Annotated in this window: 15 protein-coding genes and 1 pseudogene; 8 read left to right on the top strand and 8 right to left on the bottom strand. The window is 48.1% G+C overall.

The window, feature by feature from the left end; translation table 11 throughout:
* Nucleotides 1-406: 406 nt before the first annotated feature.
* The 3 genes from AM1_RS11065 (at nucleotide 407) to AM1_RS11055 (ending at nucleotide 5609) form a co-directional block, all read left to right on the top strand.
* Nucleotides 407-4111: a hypothetical protein gene (locus tag AM1_RS11065; protein ID WP_012162928.1), complete on the top strand. Its 3705-nt coding sequence runs from the start codon at nucleotides 407-409 to the stop codon at nucleotides 4109-4111.
* Nucleotides 4112-4264: 153 nt separating this feature from the next.
* Complete coding sequence (locus AM1_RS11060; RefSeq protein WP_012162927.1) at nucleotides 4265-5050, top strand: YdcF family protein; 786 nt, start codon at nucleotides 4265-4267, stop codon at nucleotides 5048-5050.
* 127 nt (nucleotides 5051-5177) lie between these two features.
* Nucleotides 5178-5609, top strand: coding sequence for a GNAT family N-acetyltransferase (locus AM1_RS11055; RefSeq protein ID WP_012162926.1), 432 nt, complete (start codon nucleotides 5178-5180; stop codon nucleotides 5607-5609).
* Between the two features lie 124 nt (nucleotides 5610-5733).
* Here AM1_RS11055 and AM1_RS11050 read toward each other — a convergent pair whose 3' ends face one another.
* Complete coding sequence (locus tag AM1_RS11050) at nucleotides 5734-7035, bottom strand: NF041680 family putative transposase (protein WP_012162925.1); 1302 nt, start codon at nucleotides 7033-7035, stop codon at nucleotides 5734-5736.
* A 30-nt stretch (nucleotides 7036-7065) separates the two neighbouring features.
* On the bottom strand, nucleotides 7066-11160 hold the full coding sequence (locus AM1_RS11045) for an adenylate/guanylate cyclase domain-containing protein (RefSeq protein WP_012162924.1): 4095 nt from the start codon (nucleotides 11158-11160) through the stop codon (nucleotides 7066-7068).
* Nucleotides 11161-11411: 251 nt separating this feature from the next.
* Between AM1_RS11045 and AM1_RS11040 the strand changes: the two genes are divergently transcribed.
* From AM1_RS11040 to AM1_RS11025, 4 genes are all read left to right on the top strand, one after another.
* The gene (locus AM1_RS11040; RefSeq protein WP_012162923.1) at nucleotides 11412-12020 is read left to right on the top strand and encodes a hypothetical protein; all 609 of its coding nucleotides are present in this window, start codon (nucleotides 11412-11414) and stop codon (nucleotides 12018-12020) included.
* A 104-nt stretch (nucleotides 12021-12124) separates the two neighbouring features.
* The gene (locus tag AM1_RS11035) at nucleotides 12125-12412 is read left to right on the top strand and encodes a hypothetical protein (RefSeq protein ID WP_012162922.1); all 288 of its coding nucleotides are present in this window, start codon (nucleotides 12125-12127) and stop codon (nucleotides 12410-12412) included.
* A gap of 99 nt (nucleotides 12413-12511) precedes the next feature.
* On the top strand, nucleotides 12512-13756 hold the full coding sequence (locus AM1_RS11030) for an ISL3-like element ISAcma10 family transposase (protein WP_012160803.1): 1245 nt from the start codon (nucleotides 12512-12514) through the stop codon (nucleotides 13754-13756).
* Between the two features lie 107 nt (nucleotides 13757-13863).
* Entirely contained in the window at nucleotides 13864-14595 is a 732-nt protein-coding gene (locus AM1_RS11025; protein WP_012162921.1) for an ATP-grasp domain-containing protein, read from the top strand.
* Here the strand turns inward: AM1_RS11025 and AM1_RS11020 are convergent.
* From AM1_RS11020 to AM1_RS11000, 6 genes and pseudogenes are all read right to left on the bottom strand, one after another.
* A complete protein-coding gene (locus AM1_RS11020; protein ID WP_012162920.1) occupies nucleotides 14592-15173 on the bottom strand; it encodes an Npun_F5749 family FMN-dependent PPOX-type flavoprotein in 582 nt (193 codons plus the stop codon). The genes AM1_RS11025 and AM1_RS11020 overlap by 4 nt on opposite strands.
* Nucleotides 15166-16158, bottom strand: coding sequence for an alpha/beta fold hydrolase (locus AM1_RS11015; RefSeq protein ID WP_012162919.1), 993 nt, complete (start codon nucleotides 16156-16158; stop codon nucleotides 15166-15168). Before AM1_RS11015 ends, AM1_RS11020 begins: the two co-directional genes overlap by 8 nt.
* Nucleotides 16159-16314: 156 nt before the next feature.
* The gene (locus AM1_RS11010) at nucleotides 16315-16677 is read right to left on the bottom strand and encodes a hypothetical protein (RefSeq protein WP_148215721.1); all 363 of its coding nucleotides are present in this window, start codon (nucleotides 16675-16677) and stop codon (nucleotides 16315-16317) included.
* A gap of 302 nt (nucleotides 16678-16979) precedes the next feature.
* On the bottom strand, nucleotides 16980-17813 hold the full coding sequence (gene thiD / locus AM1_RS11005; protein ID WP_012162917.1) for a bifunctional hydroxymethylpyrimidine kinase/phosphomethylpyrimidine kinase: 834 nt from the start codon (nucleotides 17811-17813) through the stop codon (nucleotides 16980-16982).
* Between the two features lie 33 nt (nucleotides 17814-17846).
* Nucleotides 17847-17942 (bottom strand): annotated as a pseudogene (locus tag AM1_RS44250) (O-methyltransferase); the annotation flags it as partial.
* Between the two features lie 10 nt (nucleotides 17943-17952).
* Nucleotides 17953-19350: a DUF3370 domain-containing protein gene (locus AM1_RS11000; RefSeq protein ID WP_148215720.1), complete on the bottom strand. Its 1398-nt coding sequence runs from the start codon at nucleotides 19348-19350 to the stop codon at nucleotides 17953-17955.
* 865 nt (nucleotides 19351-20215) lie between these two features.
* On the opposite strand from AM1_RS11000, the gene AM1_RS10995 reads away from it, so the two are divergent.
* A complete protein-coding gene (locus AM1_RS10995; RefSeq protein WP_012162915.1) occupies nucleotides 20216-22600 on the top strand; it encodes a hypothetical protein in 2385 nt (794 codons plus the stop codon).
* The last annotated feature ends 31 nt before the right edge of the window (nucleotides 22601-22631 follow it).

The raw sequence follows: 22631 nt of genomic DNA, 5'->3' as shown, positions 1-22631 counted from the left end.
TCTGATTGGTGGGTCGTACTGCAGCTCCCTCAGAACTCTGAATTCTAATGTTTTTAGGTGTTTTCTGAGACTTCTGACTGGTCGATGCACGCCATTGAAAGAAGTCGATACATAGACCCAAAAGATATCTATCCTTAGAATTTGCCAAGAATGAATCATAAGAAATTCTTATTATTTTGTTTATGGATTCTCATGAATCGTTGACAGGGGGCAAGCTTCATATTTCATCAATTAGTGCGAGGCTTTTCCGGTATAGTTCCCCTAGAGAAAGATTTTCACAATCACTATAAATAAGTATTTCTAGGTATTTAGTATGCGATGTCGGCAGACAATAGTCGGGTGGCTGGGTAGTTTCACGCTTATATGCTTAGTTGCGGGGATCAGCTTATCCATTACTCCCCCTGCTTTGTCAGCACCGTCCCGCCAATTCTCACAAGTCACCGATATTGTTGAAGTTTCGCCTCCTGAAACGATTCAAAAGCTCCGATCAAAGATGGATCGGTATCAGCCTCAGGTGAAGATTCTGAGTCCTGCTGATGATCAGCTACTCAAAGATGATTCAGTTTCGGTGCGTTTCGATGTAAAAGATTTACCTCTATTTAAGGATGCAAAGCTTGGTCTGGGACCTCACCTCAATGTGCTCTTAGATAATCAGCCCGCTCAAGAAGTGTATGACTTGGCTCAACCTATCGTTTTTAAAGACTTGGCGCCAGGAACTCATACGATTCGGGCAGTGGCCACTCGTCCTTGGTCGGAAAGCTTCAAGAATTCCGATGCTTTTGCCCAAGCAACATTTCATGTGTTTACCAAGACTGAAGAGAATAATCCATCCGCAGATAAACCATTACTGACCTATGGGCAACCTCAAGGTGTCTTTGGGACAGATACTGTACTGATTGATTTTTTCTTGAGTAATGTACCTGAAACAGGTTCTAATTCAGGCAATTGGAAAGCTCAAGTGTCTGTCAATGGTTCTAAATTTCGGATTGATGAATGGCAACCGCTTTATGTTCAAGGTCTAAAAGCGGGTAAGAACTGGGTACAGATGCAGTTAACGGATCGGCAAGGTCGCAAAATAGAGAATGCCTTTAATGACACCATTCGAATTGTTGAGCTCAAAGAAAATAGTAACGATACGCTCTCTCAGATTATTAGAGGTGATTTATCGGCCCTAGATGCAGGTGGGATAGTTGATAAAAACTACAAGCGGCCTCAACCTCCTGTTAAGCCAGCACAACCTAGCCCTGCTCCAGTTGTCACCCCTGCCCCTGAAGCCCCTAAGCCAGCAGAGACACCCAAAGCTGAACCTGTTCCGGCACCAGTGTTGAAGCAGCCTGTTGCAACGCCAAAGCCGAAGGCACCGACCGCACCTGTACCGAAGCCTGCTCCTACGAAATCAGTTGCTCCACCACCTAAGTCAACGGAGACAAAGTCACCAGAGATCCGGAAGCAGCCCGATAAACCAGTGAAATCAACGGCTCCAGCTCAGACAGATCAAAAGCCTGCCGAGCAGACTCAAGAAAAGGCAAGGTCCTCAACACCCTCTACCAGTGGGTCCATCAAGCAAGCTGCCCCGACTAAAACTAAAGAAACAAAGCCTGATAAATCATCTGCACCTGCTTCGACGAAGCTACCCGCCTCTGGTGCCAAAATTGAGAAGACGCCTTTGGCACCAGAGCCGATTCAGAAAGCTGCACCGCCCTCTACTCTCAAACAGTCTCAACCGAAGCCAGCTGACAAGCCTCCTAGTCGCGAGAAAATAGCGCCGAAATCGCTAGAGAAACCTACACCGTCGAAGGTAGATGATACTTCTAAATCAACTGCTAAAACTGCAGTTCCTAAATCAGAAGCGTCTAAAATATCTCCAGCACCAGCGGCAAAAACGCCAGATGCAGAATCTACCAAAGATAAGGAAATCGCACCTTCGAACCAGCCTGAGCAACCTAAAGCTGTTCGGAAAGATGAAGAGTCGACCCTGCAAACGACCTTTAGTAAGTTTTGGCAACAGGTTCGACCTGCCCAGGAACCTGCTAACCCCTCAACATCAACTGCTGCCAAAAAAGCACCTCCCCAAAGGATAGAGTCGAAGCCGGCCCCAAGCCCCATCAAGCCTAAACAAGAAGAATCTAGGTCCGCACCTAAACCTGATGCTCTCAAGTCAGTAGAGCCCAAGCCGACTCGTAACCTTAATTCGCCTTCTAGTCAGCGGCCTACTCCATCCTCAAAACCTGTGCAGCCTCGCTCAACGACTCAAGGGAAAGCTGGTATAGACAAGAATTCGGCCACTCCTCCGGCTCAAAAAGCACCTGCTAAGCCTCAAACTGCAACTCCACCCAAGTTGCCCCCTGCCCAGCCCAAACCAACTCAACAGCCAAAATCTTCTGCTGTGAAGTCTAAGGCAGCTGAGCCGAACCCTAAGCCTGCTGCTAGCAGTCTAAAGAAACCACAGATCCAACCCAAATCTCCAGCCCAAAAGCCTGGGGATCAGAATAATTCTGTGTTTTCTGGGTTCCGTGATCGATTACAACAGCTGCAACAAAATGCTGCACCAGCAGTTCAGAAACCGAGTTCATCGAGTTCTTCCCCTAAATCTGTAACTCCTCCTAGGTCAGTCAAGCCCAGCACAACACCAGAAAAGGCACCAACCCCAGCTAAGTCATCAACGGCCAAGTCGACAACCAGTCCAAAGAATGAAAATCTGACCCAGAAGGAGAAGCCTCAACCTTCTGTAGAGTCTCAGGAGAAGTCTCAACCTTCGGCTTTATCTACTTTTCGAGATCGATGGCAGCAACAGAAACAGCTGATGTCTCCTAGTGACAAAGCTCAGTCTTCTGTGAAGTCTGCTCCTAAGAAAGCGCCTGCAACCGGGGCTGTGCCAACGCCTTCCAGCCCCAATAAGGTCTCTCCTACGCAGCCGTCTTCACCTGTGAAGCCCGAGTCTAAGCAACCCGCGCCCCAAAGTTCAACACCTAAACCATCAGTTGCCAAGCCGACAGCCAAGCCCCCTTTAAAGGCTAAGGCTGTGGAACCCAAGTCAGCCGTACCTCAGCCACCTAAACCGAAGCCAACAGATTCAGTGTTTTCATCATTGCGAGGTAAATGGCAGCAGCAGAAGCAACTGATGCCTCCTGCAGAGAAGGCTCAGCCAGCGCCTGTGAAACCTGCTTCTCCCAAGGTATCTAGTACGACCAGTACTACATCTAAGTCTCCTAGTCCGTCTTCAGCGCCAGCTATACAGAAGAAACCTACTGCTCCAGGTTCAAATCAGAAGTCGGTGAAACCTACGGCTAAAGCGACCGTAAAAGCTAAACCTGCTGAGTCTAAACCAGCTGCAGCTCAGCCCACTCAACCGCAGCAAGCAGATGCAGTGTTTTCATCTTTGCGAGAGAAATGGCAGCAGCAAAAGCAACTGATGTCTCCTGCCGAGAAGACCAACCCCACTCCGGTAAAAACTGCTCCTAAACAAACGACGGTTACACCGAAGTCTCCGAGTCAAAGTAAGGTTTCTCCTGCGACACCATCTGCCCCTCTGAAAGCTGAACAGAAGCAACCCGTTTCTCCCCGCACAACCTCTCAATCTACTCAGAAGGCGTCGCAACCTTCTAAGGAACCTAAGAAGCCAGTCGAGTCCAAGCCAGCTGCACCTCAGTCAGGTCAGCAAGACTCAATCTTTTCGTCCTTACGAAGTCGGTGGCAGCAAGAACAGTCTCGGTCACAGACTGCACCAAAAACGGTTCCTTCAGCTTCGAAATCAACGCAACCTAAGACCATTGCGCCTTCGACCGTAAAGGCCAATTCTCCTACCCAAAAGGCACAAAAGCCATCTAGTCCTAAGGCACCAACTTCCACTAAAGGACCGACCAGTCAGCCCAAGACATTGAGTCCTAAAGAGACGACTGCTCCTGCACCATCACCGAGTTCTTCCCAAGCTAGCCAGAGCACTAAGAAGACGGATACTGCGCCACCCACAACTCAGGTACAGAAGTCAGAGCCCAGAGTGTTTGATCCGGGTGTGTATTATCGTCGTTTTTTCCCAGGTAAGGCGATGAGTAATCCTCCAGCATCGACCAAGGTCAATCCAGCTCCTAGTCCGTCAGGGATATCTCAATAACGCCGATGTCTGCATAACTGAGAGGGTATCTTTCTCAATTTCTAATTCAAAAGCGTAATACTGGGAAAGACTTGAAGGATGCTGGGTTTACGCTCAGAGATCCGTCGAGTTGGAAGGGTATGAGACGCTGATGATGGTTTGAGTTAGAGGTGTATGTTTCTATTTCTATCTAAGTTGATCCCTCAACTGATCTATCCAGTGGGGTTGAGTACGGTGCTGTTATTGGTTGCGATCGCAACCTTTTGGAAACGTCCCAAAGTCGCTGCTATTTCGGTGGGACTAGCCTTAGGAATCCTCTTCTTTTCCGCGAATGGTTGGGTAGGAGATGGCTTGCTGTATTCCTTAGAACATCAGTATCCGCCGTTAAAACAGGATGCCACTGCAGATGCAATCGTGGTGCTGGGAGGATGCACGCGTTCGGCCCATCCTCCCCGACCCTGGGTGGAAGTGTCTGAGGCAGGTGATCGGGTATTGTACGCGGCCAAACTGTATCGAGAAGGCAAAGCCCCAAAAGTGGTCTTGGCGGGTGGGCGGATTTATTGGAAAGGAGGCGGCCAAGCAGAAGCGTTGGATATGGCTGAGCTGTTGAAGATTATGGGGGTGCCGGAATCTGCCCTATTGCTTGAGCCTGATTCCCTGAATACTTTTGAAAATGCCACTAATGTAAAGCGAGTGTTGAAACAAAATAATATTGATGGCCCTTTATTACTGGTGACCTCTGCTTTTCACATGCCCCGGTCCATGGCGATTTTTGAAACACAAGGGCTGTCTGTGATTGCGGCTCCCACGGATTATCAGGTGACGGAAGTGAATGAGAATGCTGGTTTTTTGGGATTTGTTTTGCGATTACTGCCAGATATTGAAGCGTTAGTAAACACAACCATAGCGTTTAAGGAATGGATTGGATTTTTGATGTACCGGCTGCGAGGCTGGGCTTAACTTGCCAGGCTAGAGACTGCTGAAGATCTATGATGTTGTGGAGCACAGCTTATTCGTGAAATCCTGATTTGGGTGTCTAGGCTGTAGGGGGAATGAGGCCCATAGATGATGGTCAATCAGTCTCTAGATGAACTTTGATACGCGTCCCTATCAGCCGAGTGATCTGCTTTATCTTCGACAAATCTACCTGGCTTCTCGAACCGTTGCCTTTACCTGGGAGTCTCCTCAGGGATATCAGTTAGAAGATTTTGATCAGGCGACTCGGGATGAAGTGATTTGGGTGGCAGCTGTGGGAGACCGACCCGTGGGCTACATTTCCTGGTGGGAACCGGACAATTTTGTCCACCATCTGTTCATTGATCCGCATTTCACCCGCAGGGGGATCGGCAGTGCTTTATTGCACAGTTGTCTGACCCAAGTGGGTAGACCCGTATCTTTGAAATGTGTGCAGCGGAATACCGCTGCGATCGCATTCTATGTATCCCAAGGATGGTGGATTGTCTCCACAGGCCACTCCCCAGAGGGAGCCTATTACCGGATGGTGTTTGATCAGGAATAGGGGCTATGCGATCGCAGGGGTTGTATTACTTGAGTTTGGACTAAGCTTAAATCTCCAGACAGAGTAAAATATCCCATGGCCCTTGAAAGCCTGAGCATAAGTTTTTCTGGTATTAACTCAGCAGTTAAGCAGCGGTTTTTGAGACAATCTTTGCTTTCCTGCGTTTGGAGACTCGTTTTTTGACCGTTGGATATCGAGTTCTTGGTGGTTGAGATTGGCCTTGCTTGCGTCCGGGTGATTTACCGCGAGTTTTTGGTGCTTGAGCAGGTGTTCCAATCGCCGCAATAATACTTGGGAATGCTTGAGCGACGCGTCCTGGTGATAGAACTTGTTGAGGAGACTGCCAGGGTAAAGGCGTATCCATACAGTCTGACCGAGCAAACCACAATTGCCAAGATATCATCCCAATCAAAGTACTCCATCGCTCTGTCGCTTCATTGGACGTGAGTTGAGGGGTCGTCCAATAGAGCCGTTGTTTGGCAAATCGATACCAATGCTCAATGCTAAAGCGCTGCAGATATCTTCGCCATAATCGCTCCAGACTTGGCATGCATTCTCCAGTCCAGGCCAGCCAAAGCGGCTTAAACTTTCGTCGTTTACCTTTCGGTTGGATGATCTCAACGCGCAAAATTTCCATTTCTCGTTTGGCCGAATTACGGAAATGGAATTGGCTCCAGCGAGTTACTCTGACCTGTCCAAGTTGGGTGTCTTCTATCTCCAATATTTCGCTGGCTTCTGGATATGTATTAGGGGCATTCAATTTGAACTTATGTCCATGCTTACGAGGAGCCCCTCGTCCTGAATAGGCGAGGGGAATACCATAGACACAGCGATTGGATGCTAAGCGCAATAACAGGTCGACTTCAATCCCTGCAGTGTGATTGAGAAAGATGCCATTACCGTAGTGACGGTCAAACGCGGCTAGAGGACGCACCGGCAAATGACGACAGACTTGCTTTAATTGAAACGTGGCTTTGGTCAAAGCGGTCTCAAAGCTCGTGATTCGTTCATGGCGTAGGGGCAGTGCCCAATGCTGACTTTCGTCTGGGACCCAAGAAAGGGTGCTATAACTTTGGCCTACCCCGACAGTATGTCCCCCTTGATGATGAAAACCTCTGTCTTTGAGGGTCTTGGCCTCGGGACGCAGCCAAGGACTACTATCTCCCACGAAGAGCGGCTGGTCTTGAGTGGAAACTTGTCGAACTAAATATCGGTGAAGTTTGGCACGATGGATACGACCATCATGCAGGGCTGAATAGGTACTCGACCATTGACGACGGAAGATAGGATGTTGAGACAAACACACAAATGAACGCAGGCTCGGACTCATCAATACCGCATCCATTAGCTCAAATAACGCGTCTTTACTGGCGCCAAAGCAGCTATACAGAGTTTGGCGGAATTGACGCAGATGGTCGAAAATCATAAGGGCAATGAGTGTGATGATTCATTGACCTTAAAGCAGTCGGTGTACTTCATTGACTGCTTTTCTCGTTTGCTTTAGTCCAAACTCAAGTGTATTACTCACAGGAGATTGGCCCAGCTGCTCTCGCAACTGTTGGGCCTGATCCAGATGCTGTCGATGTCCCGGATCTTGAGGATCGAGACACTGTCCCCATTGCTGGTGAATACGGGCTTGTTCGTAGGGCATGGCCAAGGCTGTCGCGAGCTGCAGAGCTTGGTGCCATTGCTTTTGGGCTTGGGTGGTTTTGCCTTGGTGCCAGAGCCATACCCCCTGCCAGAGCAAGGCTCGCGGTTGAGCAATGGGAAAAGACTGGGCAAATTTCTGGAGTGATTGGCAGGCTTGACGCACCTGCTTGGCATCTTGCAAATTATAAATCCATAGCTGTATGGAGCTTTCAGCAATGCCCACATAGCCTTCGTGGGTATGGACGGCAATGGGATCGGAATCTCGGAGCATCTGAATGGCTGTTTCGATCACCTGCTGGGCTTGGTGTAAATCTCGATTGTGGAGATAGACGCGACTGGCAATTCCCGCAAACCGAATTTGGTCGGCAATCAGGCCCGGTTGTTCGGCGAAGATGGCTTGGACTTCCTCAACGCAGGTGGTGGCGGTCGTCCAGTTGCCGAGGCAGGCCCATTCTTCCGCCTGGCCCATCAATCCCCAGGCATAGGACTGAATATCGTCATGCTGGGCTCCTAACTCTTGGGTCTCTTCCCACAATGGGATCGCATCTTTGAAACGACCCTGAAAATGATCGATTAGGGCAATGCCCGCCACGGCTTGGGCGAGGACATGCCAATCTTGCAGTTGGCGACAGGCATCAATGGAGCGTTGAATGGTGTTCCGAGCGGGGAGCCACTGGCCCACACCGCTTTTATAGACCCCTACTACCAAACAAATCCAGCTAATGCAGGGTAACTGGATGTTGATTTTTTGGATGATTTGTTCTGCTAATTCTCCATACTGGCGGGCTAAAAAATGGACTTGATAAACGCCTGTGGCAAAACACATGTTGGCGTAGATGCGAGATAGTTCAGAAGACGGAGGGACCGTTTCTGCCAGGTTGAGACCGACGAGGGTGGCATAGGTGCCGAGAGTTTTGGCGTTGGTGTAGTAGCAGACTTCCCCTAGGCAAATTTGAGATCGGGTTAGCTCCAAAATATGGGCTTGGCGAGTGGGAGAAGAGGTAATGCGGCGGCGGGGCTGTAAGCGGTGCCAGAGCTGCTTCAATCCTTGGAAAGCCAGTTTAATCCCCAGAATCTGTTCATTCTGCGGAATCGGATGGCCGAGGATGGTGATGGCTTGGAGCAGCTGGTGTTGACTCTCTGGTAAGTGGCCTAGACCGTAATAGGCCTCTCCTAATTGGCGATGCCATCGGGCCAACTGCAGGCGCGAGACCTGGGCCTTGGGCGTATGTAATGCCAGGACTTGAGAGAAGAAAGCGACAGCTTCTTGGTAGGCGCCCCCTTGGAAAGCTTGCTCCCCGGCTTGCTCTAAGTAGTGGGTAGCCTTGTCGGTGGTTTCGGCTTGCTGCCAATGGTAGGCCAGGAGTGCATAAACGGTGGCTAAATCATGGGTGTAGTTTTGTTCATACCAAGTTGCGATCGCACGATGTAATTCCCGCCGTTGAGAAAATACCAACAGATGATAGGCCACTTCTTGGGTCATGATGTGGCGAAAGAGATATCCCAAGTTGGGAGGGGGCGTATCGAGGACAATTAGCTCTAATCGCTGCAAACTGTCCAGATGTTCGGGCAAGCGGTCCTTATCGGCGGCTAGGGGATAAATGGCTTCCAGTAAGTCGCCGCGAAAATTACGGCCAATGACGCTGGCCACTTTGAGCATCAACTGTTGAGGGGGTAGGAGGCGATCAATGCGGCTGGTGATCAACCCTTGCAGGGTGTTCGGTAGATCCAGACCTTCCAGATGTTGATCGGGGACTGTAAGTTGACACTTTTCCTGCTCGATGTGGATAAAGCCATTATCTCGAAGACTATAGGCCAATTCTTCACTAAAGAGGGGATGGCCTTCGGCTTTGGCATAGACAAAGTCTGAGACAGGCTGAGGCAAATGGGCGACTTCTAGCTGCTGACTGACAAACTGCTGGGTCTCGCGGTGAGTTAGCCCTCGAAGTCGCAGATACTTGGTTTGCTCCGACTCTAAGAGTTGGGTATAGTCTTCCGGCCAGGGTTCGGCCAAGGGGCGAGTGGCGATGACACAGAGAATTGGCAATGCCTGTTGATGAACGGCCAAAGCCAAAGCCCAAGAAGCCGAATCCAGCCAGTGGGCATCTTCGAGAATGATGACGTGTGAGTCTTGCTCCAGACCTGTTTGCAGTAAATACAGCAATATATTGCGGGTATTGTCGGCACGAACTTGGCCTTGCATTTGCTGGGTGATCGGGGTTTCTGGGAAATCGAGACCAGAAATAAAATTGAGTAGCGGTGTGAGGGCAATCAGATCGTCCCGAGCGCCTAGCAGATTTAGAATGCGTTGGCGTCGATCCGCAGCATTCAGCAATTGCTCAAGCTGGAGAATTTGGGTAAAGATGGGCCGCCACGCAAAATAAGGGGTGAATTTCTCAATGGCATCGCCAGCACCGACGACAAACGGTAGATCTTGGGTTTGGCACCATTCTAGAAAGTTGAGAACAACCTGAGACTTACCAATGCCAGCTTCTCCTTCCAGAATAGCGGTGCCCCCCTGTTGGTCAAACTGCAAAATCTGAGCTAACTCCAGCAGGTGCTGACGTTCGCGTTGACAACCCACCAGGGTACGTGTGGCATGCTGCTGCTGCTTTAGAGCCCCCAAGGGTTGGTAGACGACGATGGGCTGTTCAATGCCTTTGAGGCTTAAAGGGGGTAAAGCGGTAAAGGCCAGCCGACGACGGGCGGCCCGATAGGTGGTGGGGTCGCACAGAATATTGTCTTCAGCCGCTTGCATCAACCGGGCGGCTAAATTGACGATGTCGCCAATCACGGTGTATTCCCGACGACGGGTACTGCCAACGATGCCGCAGAATACGTTGCCAGTGGTGATGCCGATACTACAGTGCCAGCCCAAACCCTTCAATTTGGTCTGCATCTCTAGGGCGGCTCGCACCCCTCGGTCGGCGTCATCTTCATGGGCAAAAGGAGGCATACCTAAGGCAGCGACTAGGGTGGCTCCTTTGTCATCGACACTAATTTTGTTGATGCTGCCCTCAAACCGATAGAGGCTACTTTGGAGCGCCTGCATAATTCGCTGAGCTTGCTCTAGGGGCGTTTTGGCGTTGAAGTCGGGCAGATTAATGAAGAGTAAGGTCAGCAGTCGATATTCTGCTAACCATTCTCGTTGTCCTGCTTCTAGCCGATCTAGAATAGCGCCAGGAATGTAGGCTTTGAGACCTGCGGCTAACTCAATAGTCAGTTCTTTAGGGCTGGTCTTTGGGGGTGGATCTACTTTTGATAACGCAGTTAGATGCCAGCAACCGCTGTCTATAGTAGCGCCGATACTTTGATACTGAATTAAGGTAATGACTTCAGACGAGAGGATGACTTGTCCGGGTTGGGCCAAACTTTGGGTTAAGCGAATTTGTCCTAAGGGGGCACCTGTGATCGCGTGTTCCCAACGTTTATAGACGCCGCCCACATGTGCGATCGCAACATCACCTGCCCCAATGCCAATCCGTAAGGCTAAGGATACATCACTCGTCGCAGTATAGGACTGGGAAAACTGTTGAATAACGAGGGCGCATTGGCAGGCTTGGAGCGTTTGCTGTTGGAGAGTCTTGTCAGCTTCCTGGACGGGCCAAACTGCTAGGAGTGCGTCTCCTGCGAATTTGAGGACGTCACCGCCATACTTCAAAATCAAATCCACGATCTGGCCAAAGTAGGCGTTCAAAATGGCGGTCAGGGTTTCTAAACCATCCGGTCCAGATTTCACCAGGGTTTCAGTAAGGATGGTAAATCCCGAGATATCGATAAAAATAACGGCGGCAGGAAAACGATCGATTTGGGGCTTAGCGATGGGAGTCGGATCTTGGAGTAACCGACGCACGACAATATCTGGGACGTAACTCGCCAGGATGTCTATCTGTTCGGCCACTATCGTTTTCCTTGGTTGGGAGCGGTGTGAGTTGACTCTTTCTATCTTTACTCATGATCTAGTGATTCGTCAGATCAAGCTCACTAGAAACCTATTAATACTGTTAGAAGAGCTATATCCGCCTAATAGGGTTAGAGGTGTCCGATAACCTGATCAGAATGGGGAAAATAAGAGAATATGCTGTTTTTTGATTGAGAACCTGAGCTGAATAATCTGCTCTGTCAACAGCGCTGTAACCTTACCGCGAGTCCATGCCAGAACAACGAATTGTGACTAACCGAGTCTTTGTGCTGGGTTTAGATGAACTCTACCGCGAGGCGATGAAATGCCATGAGCGTACTGAGCTACTCCAGTGTGCAGAAGAGGTGGCCTCGGTATTGTCTCTTGCACCTGGCAATGTTCCAGTTGAGGGGTACTATACAGAATCGCCAGAACTGACTCGGTATTTTCAATTAGTCCAGACGCTGCAAAATGTCCCACGGGAAAGGGAAGCGGACGTTTCTGATGTAAAGAGTTTCCAACGTCTAAAACAGGTGACTGGGTCACTCATATTTGGAACTCCAGCGGACCAACGCTATTTATTGCCTACCGGTAAAGATGCATTATCCATCGCGATGGAGCAAAGCTTTCCGGCCTGGACGATTGCCAACTTAACGGCTGAAACATTTCATGTTGCGATTGAGTCCAATGACTATTCCTTAGTGGCACTTGCTGCGTTGTCAAAAGACCCAGTCGTGCTGGCAGCCTGCCGTGAATCAGTTGTCTTATATGCTTTCCTTCCACCGGGTAGTGCCTATAATCCTGAAGAATCTGAGTATCGTTGGCAAGTAGACCCGTTAATTAGACCTTATCGGAAATAGCTGAAAGCCTTACTGGGAAAGCATTTTATTTTTGGAGGAAAATCGACCTCAAAGACTTACGACATAGACATTTGAAGTTATTCTCACTCATTTTATTTCCGTTAATGTCTATTGAACAACGGGCAACGAAATTTGTTCGCACTTTCAATCAGCTGTTTAATGAATCTCTGCCAGAGCCCACGTCAAAACATGCCAGGGAATATTTTGTGGCTTGTTGTGCGTGGCAGCTAGTGGGTCGTTGTGTTCGTATTGGTTTTGATGACAGCAGCAAACCCATTCGTCACTATCATTGGGCCATTAAGCGAGGGACGGATCAACAGCTCACGGTGGAAGAATTTTGGGATAGTGAGTTGTGGACAACCCAACGCTACCAAGCGAAGCTGAAAGATTAAGGCTCTCTGGGAATTAGCGTGTAGCAGTCCTACATTTAGTGTGTTTCCTTTTTCATCCCTATGGAATGATCTGAGGTAGTACTTCAGAGCAATGGCGTAATGGATAACTCAATTCGCATCCCGCTCAACCTTCCTGATATTCGAGTTCTAGAGCTATCGAAGACTGAGAGAGGGGATTGGCTCATCAAGATTGAGAGTACGCTTCAAGGAACAACCTGTCATCAATGCGGACGTGAGATTACTGACCTCCATTGTCATGATCAGCCTTTTCGGATTCGTCACCTGCCATTATTTGAAGTCCCCGTTTACTTAGAAATTCGGCCCAAGCGTTATCGATGCAAGTATTGCGATGACCATCCCACAACAACTCAACATTTAGAATGGCACGAACCTCGCAGTCCCAATACAAAAGCATATGAGCGTTGGCTTCTGCGAATCTTGATCAATTCAACGGTCTCAGATGTTGCCAGAAAACTAGGCGTTAGTGAGGATATCGTCAGTGGAATCATTGATCGTTGGATTGCCGCTCAAGTTGACTGGAGCGAATATGCAGACCTCAAAGTTATGGGGATGGATGAGATTTCTCTCAAACGAGGCCATCGTGATTTTGTGGTTTTGATCACGATTCCTACGACGGATGGGGTGGATATATTGGCAGTTCTAGCCGACCGTAAACAGCAGACAGTGGCAAATTTCCTTCAATCGATTCCCATTGATTTACGCCAAACCATTGAGCGCGTCTGTACGGACATGTACCAAGGATTTGTCAGTGCAGTCCGAGAACAATTGCCGCAAGCCAAAATTGTCATTGACCGCTTTCATGTGACCAAAGCCTATCGTAATTGTGCTGATACGGTTCGTAAACGTGAGGTCAAACGTCTACGACGAGAGCTCTCTAAGCAAGAGTATGACAGCATCAAAGGCGCGATGTGGCCTTTTAGAAAACGACCAGAGAATCTGAAAGAGTCAGAGCAACAACTCCTTGAGCGATTGTTTGCTTATTCTCCACAACTGAAACAGGCGTACAACCTCCGAGAGAAACTCACGCAGATATTTGAGGGCAGGTACACCAAGCACGGAGCTAAATGTGCCATCCGTGCTTGGTGTAAACAAGTACTCAAGAGTGACATCAAGGAATTCGATTGTTTTCTGACCACTATCAATAATTGGATGGACGAGATGACCAACTATTTCCTGGAGGGGTGGACCAGTGGTTTTGTGGAAGGATTTAATAACCGAGTCAAAGTCTTAAAAAGACGATGCTACGGTATTTTCGATATTGAAAGACTCTTCCAAAGGATTTCTCTTGACCTCAATGGGTATCAGACATTCGCTGTGACCTAAACACTATATCTAGCGGCTACCACGCTAATTCCCGGAGAGCCAAGATTAATGACTGCTGGATATAACTTTGCACGCTACGATTTGTGTGAACTGCGTGATAGCTTCTAATGCCAACACTCCTGCTGACACCCCGCTATACAGACGATGCCCAAGCTTTATGGCGTGCTGCGATTGAACTGGGTTGGGATGTGGAGCGAATTACTTGTTGGGATGTACCTGCGCATCTGCTGGAAGTTGAAGAGCCTGTGTTCTATTTGGAGGCTTTGATGGCGCCACTTCTGGCTGAGCAATTTCAACGCCGTCTGCTAGAGCCACCCATCGACTGGTTGCCAAAACTACCAGAGCCATATCGCCAGCGTTCGATTCGTTTGAGTACTTTGGAGCAGGCTAGGCAAATCGAGACGGCTGCTTTTATCAAACCACCAAATGATAAAAGTTTCCCTGCGCGGGTGTATACAGGGTCTGAACTACCGAATGGATACCCTGATGAAACCCCCGTTTTGATCTCTGAGATTGTGCAGTGGGAAAAGGAATTTCGCTGTTTTATTCTGAATCGGACGTTGAAAACTTTCTCAGTGTACCTCCACGAGGGAGTGTTGCAGCGGGATAATCACTTTGCCCATTCTCCTGAGGAAGAAGCAGCTCTGGTTGAATTTGTTGGCGAGATTTTAGCGGATGAGACGATTGACCTGCCCCAAGCAGCTGTGGTGGATGTGGGTGTGATTTGCGATCGCAGTTGGGCAGTGGTCGAACAAAACGCAGCCTGGGGGGCTGGAATCTATGGTTGTGACCCAACTCAAGTGCTGGAAGTTTTAAGACATGCTGCAGTATCCGCTTAAGGATTCAGCACTTGTTGTTTCCAAGTATCGTTGGCTTCTAAGGTATAACCACATCGCTGATGAGGCTGTCCTTTGAGTTCTAGATGATCGACTTCTTGGGGGGCCAGTAATAGCAAGCAAAATGCTTCCAAGGGAGTTGTGCGATCAATCGCTTCCTGTGATGATGCTTCAGACTCGCTTTTAGGTTGTCCTGGATGGGGCCATGCGAATTGCGATCGCGCCCCTTCTGATAACGCTAACCAAGCCACCTCACGCAAATGGAGAAGATCGGAATCCTCCTCTGTGGCCGACACCACCATCAATTCCCCAGAAATCCGAAACTGCTCACGGGTTTTCGGGAAATACCAACATAATGCCCCCCAAGGATTCTTCGCAATTTGCTCGATCTTTTTGCTGCGCCGATCCGTCACAAACTTTAGCGTATTGCTGTCCTCTAAAAAACCGCGAAACACCACCGTGCGATTGGCAGGACGATTTGCCTGTACCGTCGCCAACTGGGCATAGCGGGCATAAACCAATGACCGATTCCGATGCAGGGCGCGACTCAATGCCGATCTCCAAGGGGCAAGTTCAGTCATCATGCTCCTTTGAATTTTTAGACTGATTTGCTAGCACCCACTTCACCGCCGCTACCATTACCTCTGGCTCATCTACCCACACAAAATGACTGCTATTGCTAGCGGGAAACTGTTTACTCACAGAAGAAAGCTGCATCAAATCGATATGGATTTTATCTCGTAAGCGGTTGGCACTCCGCAGCGGCGTCAGCCTCGTTAGCAGCGACGGTTTGAAAAAGGACTGGGACTTGATGCTGGCGAGGGGCAAAGTGCCTAAGTTCTCCGCTACTCGGAGCTGGCGTCCACTTTGGTCTAAATTCCACAGCTCTCGACACATGGTAATCCAATGCTTGGGACGACAAAAGGAACGGGTAACGTGCATTAGCTCTGCTGGAGGATACTTTCTCAACGCTGGCTTCACTAGCTTAAACACTTGGCAAAGCCGCAACAAGCGAATAATGCCAAAGGCTGACCCCACAATTGACATCAAAAAACCGGAGATAAAGAAGAGCTTCAGGGCCTTGAGCTGCAACGGCATGTTCAGCATGGCGCGCTCATGAAGGCCATCGGTTAGCACTAATCCCGACACTTTTGCGGGAAAACGATGGGCATAGAGTCGCATGTTGTAGCTGCCAAAGGAATCTCCTACTAAAAGATAGGGCGGTTCGGCTTTGGCGTGGGTTAATAGCAGGTCTAATTCCTTAACCACTTGATCGCTGGTTCTGGGGTAAGGGCTATGATCGCTCCATCCATATCCCGCTCGATCATAGATATAGATTCGGCCTAGAGGGGCCAGCTTGTTTAATAATAGATAGCCTTCCAGGCCCCCTAAGCTGTGGTCTAACACAATGGTCTGCTGCCCCGTACCCATTGTTTGGAGATGCAGGGTATAGCTACCGATATCAATGCGCTGCCCTGGCGGTGAGGTTCGGTTTTCGATTAGGCAAACAATGATTTGGTAAATCGTGGTGATGGCTAGCAGCAGAGCTTGGATTTGAAGCGGCATTATGAGGGAAACTGACTAGCAACAATTTGACAATTCATAAAAGCTGCAAGAATCGATGTCACTAAGAAAAGACTAAAAAAATGAATTGATAAAAGCATTTATTTCACCGAAATAATCTCTGTTAAAAATTAATTTTTCATAAATGCATTAAATCTATCAAAGAGCTTTAGCTAAAGGATTTGAATCTCCGGAAAGATCTTTTAGTTCTTGTTCGAATTGTCGCTGTTTAGATAAGTATAATGGTACATAGATTTGATGATTTTTAGAATCGGATGCAATCAAGTGCCGTAACCCTATTATATTTTGTGATTTAACCTGCTGAATGTCATGCCAGGCAATAGTATGATGCCAGTGAAACATTTGATAAGTGGAAGATCGAATACCTATAGAATTAATCCCAACTGGAAAGCATAAAATTGAAATCTGTGTCATAAAAAGTGAAATAATCATTGCTCCTGCTATCAAGTTTAGAATTGAGATAACGGATATATTACCTGACAACAGAGAACTACCAATCATGCAAGTAATTAGCAATATGCAGTTGCTTCTATAAACGGGAATAAAGCTTGAGTAATATAACTTAAATTTGGGCTTTCTTTTCATGATTTATATTTAAAAGATAATGATTAGGTATGCCAAAATATTAGATGAGACGAACTACAAACATCTTTGTGGTGAGTTGTAATTCGAAATGGTAACCAGTATCTTTGACAGCAAAGACTTGGATAATTATCTCAAGAAAGAGAGAGCTTTGTCTGTGCAGCTTGATATGGAACCTGACTACTTATAGCTATTTCCTTGCACACTGTAACTTTTGAGGATTAACTCCAGAGGCGGGAAAAGCCTAAGGCTTCTGGTGCTTTAGAGACGAGGGGAAACCAATGGCCGACAGGGCCTTGACCTTGACCAATATCTAAGGCATATTTCAAGGCTTGAGTGACGTAGGTTTTTGCGGCTTTAGCAGCTGCTAGGGGGGATTTGCCTAGGGCGAGATTGGCTGCGATCGCAGCCGACAACGTACAACCCGTGCCGTGGGTATTCGTGGTAGCAACGGTTTCCGTCTTCAGGGTCTCCATCTGTTGGCCATCAAACCAAACATCGATACCTAAAAGCGTATCGCTCATCCCTCCGCCCTTGACTAAGACATTTTTAGGTCCCATATCGAAGATGTTTTGGGCAGCATTCTGCATATCTTCGAGAGTCTGAATCTTTATACCACACAGGATTTGGGCTTCATAGCGATTAGGGGTGAGGATTAAGGCTTGGGGGAGTAGGTGGGTTTTGAGGGTTGCGATCGCAACCTCATCAATCAGCACTACTCCAGCCCGCGACACCATCACCGGATCAACAACTAGCTGGTGAATATCCTGTTGCTGAACTGCCGCCGCCACTGCTTCCATAATCTCTGCATTGAGCAGCATCCCTGTTTTGGCTGCTTGCACACCAATATCAGAGGCAACTGCATCGATTTGAGCCACTACTGCTGCTGCGGGTAAGGCATCCACCCGATTCACTCCCACGGTATTTTGGGCTGTCACACAGGTGAGGGCACTGGTGCCGTGAACCCGGTGAAAAGCAAAGGTCCGCAGGTCAGCTTGGATACCCGCTCCACCACCGCTGTCGGAGCCAGCAATGGTTAGTGCGATGGGTATCATTTGATTTACCACCATTTGTTATCAGATGAACGCCTAATAGCCTTTACTTCCTATAGTTTGAATTGCCGTGGCCGAAACACGAGGGTTTGCAGCTAGCAATTCGCAGAAAGCGCATACCCCTTGCACTTTTTATGCGGTCTTATTTAACAGGTGATGTTGCAATCCTCAGGATTTGTGGAGGTGTTGAGTCAGGTGGATAGAGGAAATCAACTGAAACCGTTTTAGTGGTCTTTGGAGGGATAGTTAGGGTACTCATTGGCTTGGTCAGCTCTCCCGTTCTTTGCCATAGATGAACGTACTGAGTCGTGATAGCGCCATCGTCCTCAGATATTCTCAACCTAACTGTTCCTCGGAAATAGGGGTGTGTGCGAGGCGGGATTGTAAACTGTAATCCTTTTGGATTGAGTTTGTCTACCTTGATGGGCGTTGCAAGGGTCAGTGTCACCTGTTTGGGGCTAGACGTGGGGTTATGTAATGGCAAAGATAAATCGTAGTACACACAATAATTCCCATGAGCTTCGTAAGCTGTATCAGTGTATCGGGCTAGGAGTTTAGCAGCCTGAGTCTGTGCTGTACCTAAACGACCGGCTCTCAAGGTGCTAATTCCATAGGAAATGCCTTTGCCTGAAGCAGGAATAGATAAGTGTTTTGATCCTGGATCCGTCAATAGGGCTTGCCAGTTGGAACCTGCCTGCACTCCAGATACTCGACTGTATATTAAAACGCCTCCCTGACCTGGTGGCGTTGGCCTTTTGTCCCTTGGACCTGCAAGCCCTCCGGTCAGCAGTAGTTTTTTCCACTCTTCAAGGGTCGGCTTTCGTTCATCTCCCGATTTTGTAGTTGGCGCATACATCGCAAGTTCAGCAAGATTCACGGTTTGATTGCTGTGGAGTTGCATGAAGGTGGATCGTCCATTGATAGGCTTCTCAAGACCCTTCACAGGAATTGGGTGGTTCAATAGAAGACGATACTCCCCTGGTGGAATGATCAGGACTTTGGGGAAATCAGCTTGATTTTGAGGTTGCTGATTGGTCTTGAGTTGTCGAAGGATCTGATCCACCGTTCGGACTCCGGGGCCGGAGAAAACTGTTCCCTCAGGATTTTCTGCAATGGAGGGCTTCTTGTCGAAAGGGGCTTCAGCGAGTTGGTAACTAGCAGCCGTATTGAGTGCTAACGTGACCGTTTCTGTATTGGGGTTATGAACGATGATGCCTAAATAGAGCGTTTTTAGATCAATGGGAGTGTGCGAAAAATGATGACTAAATAACGTGAAGTTGTTCTTAAAGCCGAAGTTGAGATGAGCTTCAGGAGTAGCTTTGCCTGATGAAGGAAAGGTTGAGAGTAGAATGCCAGGTTGCTTAATCCATTCTGGACTATTGCTATTGAACATGGGAATCTGATCAAGTTTCCCAGATAATGGGCGAACTTCATCGTCAAGCCACAAATCTTGCGTGGCCTTCTGTCCAGTCAGACGACTCTGCTCTGCTGCTGAAGGTACGGGAGGCGAGATGAACTTACAACTGCATAGGATGGTCATCCCTATTGCCAATAAGTAGGAATGATTTGCTGTTCTAGACAAAGAAAGTAAAGGCATAAAGTCAAGCTGAGTAAGCTTAGTTTTAACAAGAAAATATAGACACTTTAAGAAGTTAATAGCATTGTCAGAAATGGTTGTGCTAGAGCTGTGAATTTTTTATGTCTATGGATTTTTAATCAGTATAATCAGTGCAACCTAAAATAAATCTCATCCTTTCCCTATTGATATTAATGTTTATAAATTTTATTAAGCCTTATGGATTTTCGGGAAGGTAGACTCATTGTTGAGGTTTTTAGAGTGTTTACGTTACTTTCTACCTAAAAGCTGTGCACGCAGCTCTGAATATAGAAGCCTTTATCTAAACTGAGTTGCATAAATACTGCTCAACCGACTGATAGCTTGCACAAGGGTAAAGCGTATTCGTTTAAGGTGGAGAATTTTTTGTGCTTGAATTATTTCTTAATAAAAGAATTTATGAGATATTTCTGCCTAAGACTTTAGCTTGATAAGTCGTGGACGATTTATAGGCCAAATCAACCAGATTTTATGAATTTCAGGTGCTTTTTAATCTCTACTATATGTGAGGTCTGTTAATTCACTCTCATAAATTATGAAGGATAGTTTAGCCCTTGTTTGTGTGCACTTAGGGCTGATTTAAAACTATCTGATTGGAACTATTGGCCCCTGCTTTAGCTCCATCGAGCAACATTCTAAAAGCTGGTTTATTAACGCGAGCAACCAGAGTCATTTTTCTGAACTATCACGCACTTGTACAAGCTAAGGGGGCAGCCTAGTTGTGCTCTGAAATTGAATATTCAATCTTTCCCCATTAGTCTCATTTGCCCATTAAAGAGAGATCAAAACTATGGCATTAATTACAGATGTGAAACGAATCTGCGATCGCCTGGCTAATTCAGGGTGGCAGAGGCTCATGCTCAAGCATGGTATCAGCATCAAGCACATGAGTGAGAGTGCCCTTGCCAGTGCATTAAACGAGGTAGTCGATGTCGACAAAACTATTCCAGGGTTTGAAGACTTTGTTGCCAATCAGGCCAAAGGCATTGAACCTGGAAATCCAGCGGCGAGCTTGCTGTATCACGCCTTTGCTTCACCAAACGTCAGCCGGGTACCAGATCAGTCCACCCCGTTAGGCGCTTTGAGCCAGGCTATTACTGAGTTTCCCACGCTGGAAGAACTCGATACCATTGCTAACTACATTTATTCCACGACTAATCGTAGTCTGGCTGACGTCCGTCAACATGCTGCCGAACTCTTAGCCACTGATATTGGCACAGTAGAGCTGGCTGTCGCTGTTTTTGCCTCAGAGTATCGCCCTGCACCTGAAACCCCCCATCAGCGTTATGCAGATTTATGCCATTCCCGCACAGGAACGGCCCGAGTCGGAACAGCAAACGCTATTTATGATGGAGAACTCCGGGGTTATATTCCGTTTCGCGAGGGGGATAGCCAAAATATGATCCGAGTTTTGCCTTGCTATTACAGTATTTGGATCGCCGTTCGTTCTCGGGCTCAAGAAAGCCGCTTCGGTCCTGCGCGGGCCCGTCCAGGAGACGAGACTCGGGACTTTTGGGTACCTGTTCATAAACTCTTCAATGGCGATGAATGCCTGAAGGATGAAACCATTGATATTGACTTTTCCATCCACCATGAGAATAAAAAGTTGGAGCGATTGCATCAACGCATGGAAGATGCTGGTTTCCCGTCAGGATTTAGTGCTGCTGAGAGACAGCAATCTCCCTTTATTAATGCACAAGGTCTCATAGAAGGATTGGCTATTTTTCAAGGGGGTTCATGTCTCCTCAGTCCACAACCTCAGCCGCTGGTGGCACGGGCTAGCTTTAACAATGCACCGCTGACGTTTCAGTCGCCTTCCATGCAGGGTGCTTTTTATGATGCTTTTTCTCCGACCCTCAGTTTTAATGAACCTGAAGGGCCTCCTGTCCGTCCCTGGCCGGAATATGCTCATGTCCGATTTGAAGTAGACAATGGCAGAACCGTCTACTTTGGCAATCGTCCAGATGTAGTTGGCAAGGCCACGCAGGGAGGATATCGAGCCCTCAATATTGCTGACTTTACGGGGGATGGTTGGATCAAGGCTACTGTGCCTGCCCTGGATTCCTTGGATTCCATACCTGCTTACTCTCTAATCGCGGCTCCCGACTTCTTCCCAGCAGTAGACCAACGGGAAGTCTATGAATGGTGGAGCGAGATTCAAGACCAAAGCACATTATCCACTCAACCTCCTTGGCTCCGTCAGCTTGTTCTAGGAGGGTACTGGGATTTTTGGCGAGCTGGACCTATTCCGTTGTCGGATGAGCGATCGGCCCCCAATATCACCTTGGCTAATGCTGAATTTCGTGAAGATGATAGTACGGTTACAGCGATTGTGACGGCACTCCAAGACATCAATTTACTGCAGCCTAAGCCCGTTGTACCCACGACAGCACGTCATGCCGCACTCCCTGATGCTGCTGCCGGGGTATTCGCTCCAGGCTGGGATACGAGCGGTGATCGCATTCCTGGAGGAGCGACTCATCTCTCTGCCTATGGATTGGGAAGTCCGTTTCCCGAAGATGCAAAGCTCTGTGCCGCCTTGAGTACGTTCTGGCCAGCAGTTGCTCCCGATACTGAACGAACTTTTTTTGGGGATCAATCTAGTAGTCCGCAAGGGACTGGAACTGTTTGCCCACTCACTGATCAAGAAAATGGTGCCACAGACGGCAGTGTTTCTTGGGACGGTTTGCGAGGGCCACGGGTGATTGCAGAAAATAGCAGCCGCACAACTGTCCGTTATCCCATCTATGAATATGCGGACTATACCTTTAATGCTTTGGAAGGACGCTTTTCCATCGCGGCCACCAAGGATATTGATTTTCAGGAGTATACCAGCAGAATTTTAGCGACTCTACGGATGTATCGGACACTAGAACCTGTTGGGAATAAAGCATCACTCCATATCCTTTCCTTTCAAAAGCTTGAATCCACGAATATCAGTCTGAGAGAGGCTCAAAGTGAAACAGGTCGATCGCTGTCGGGACCGGTTTATCGGTTTGATGTGTTTGATGACTCCAATGCGACCCGTTTACCCCCTAGTGCGGTCGATGAAGAAGACTTCACTGTGGATTTAATTTACACTTTGCTGATTGGAACCAGTGACTTTCTACTGGCGATGGCTCGTCAAGGCGATGGTTCCCAAGCCCGTAGTCGTTGGGAACCACTGAATTTCTGACGATTAGATTGATTGTCGACTAAAGCCTTGG

It is taken from the genome of Acaryochloris marina MBIC11017 (assembly GCF_000018105.1).
GTDB lineage: Bacteria > Cyanobacteriota > Cyanobacteriia > Thermosynechococcales > Thermosynechococcaceae > Acaryochloris > Acaryochloris marina.
This window is presented reverse-complemented; position numbering and strand designations above follow the sequence as displayed.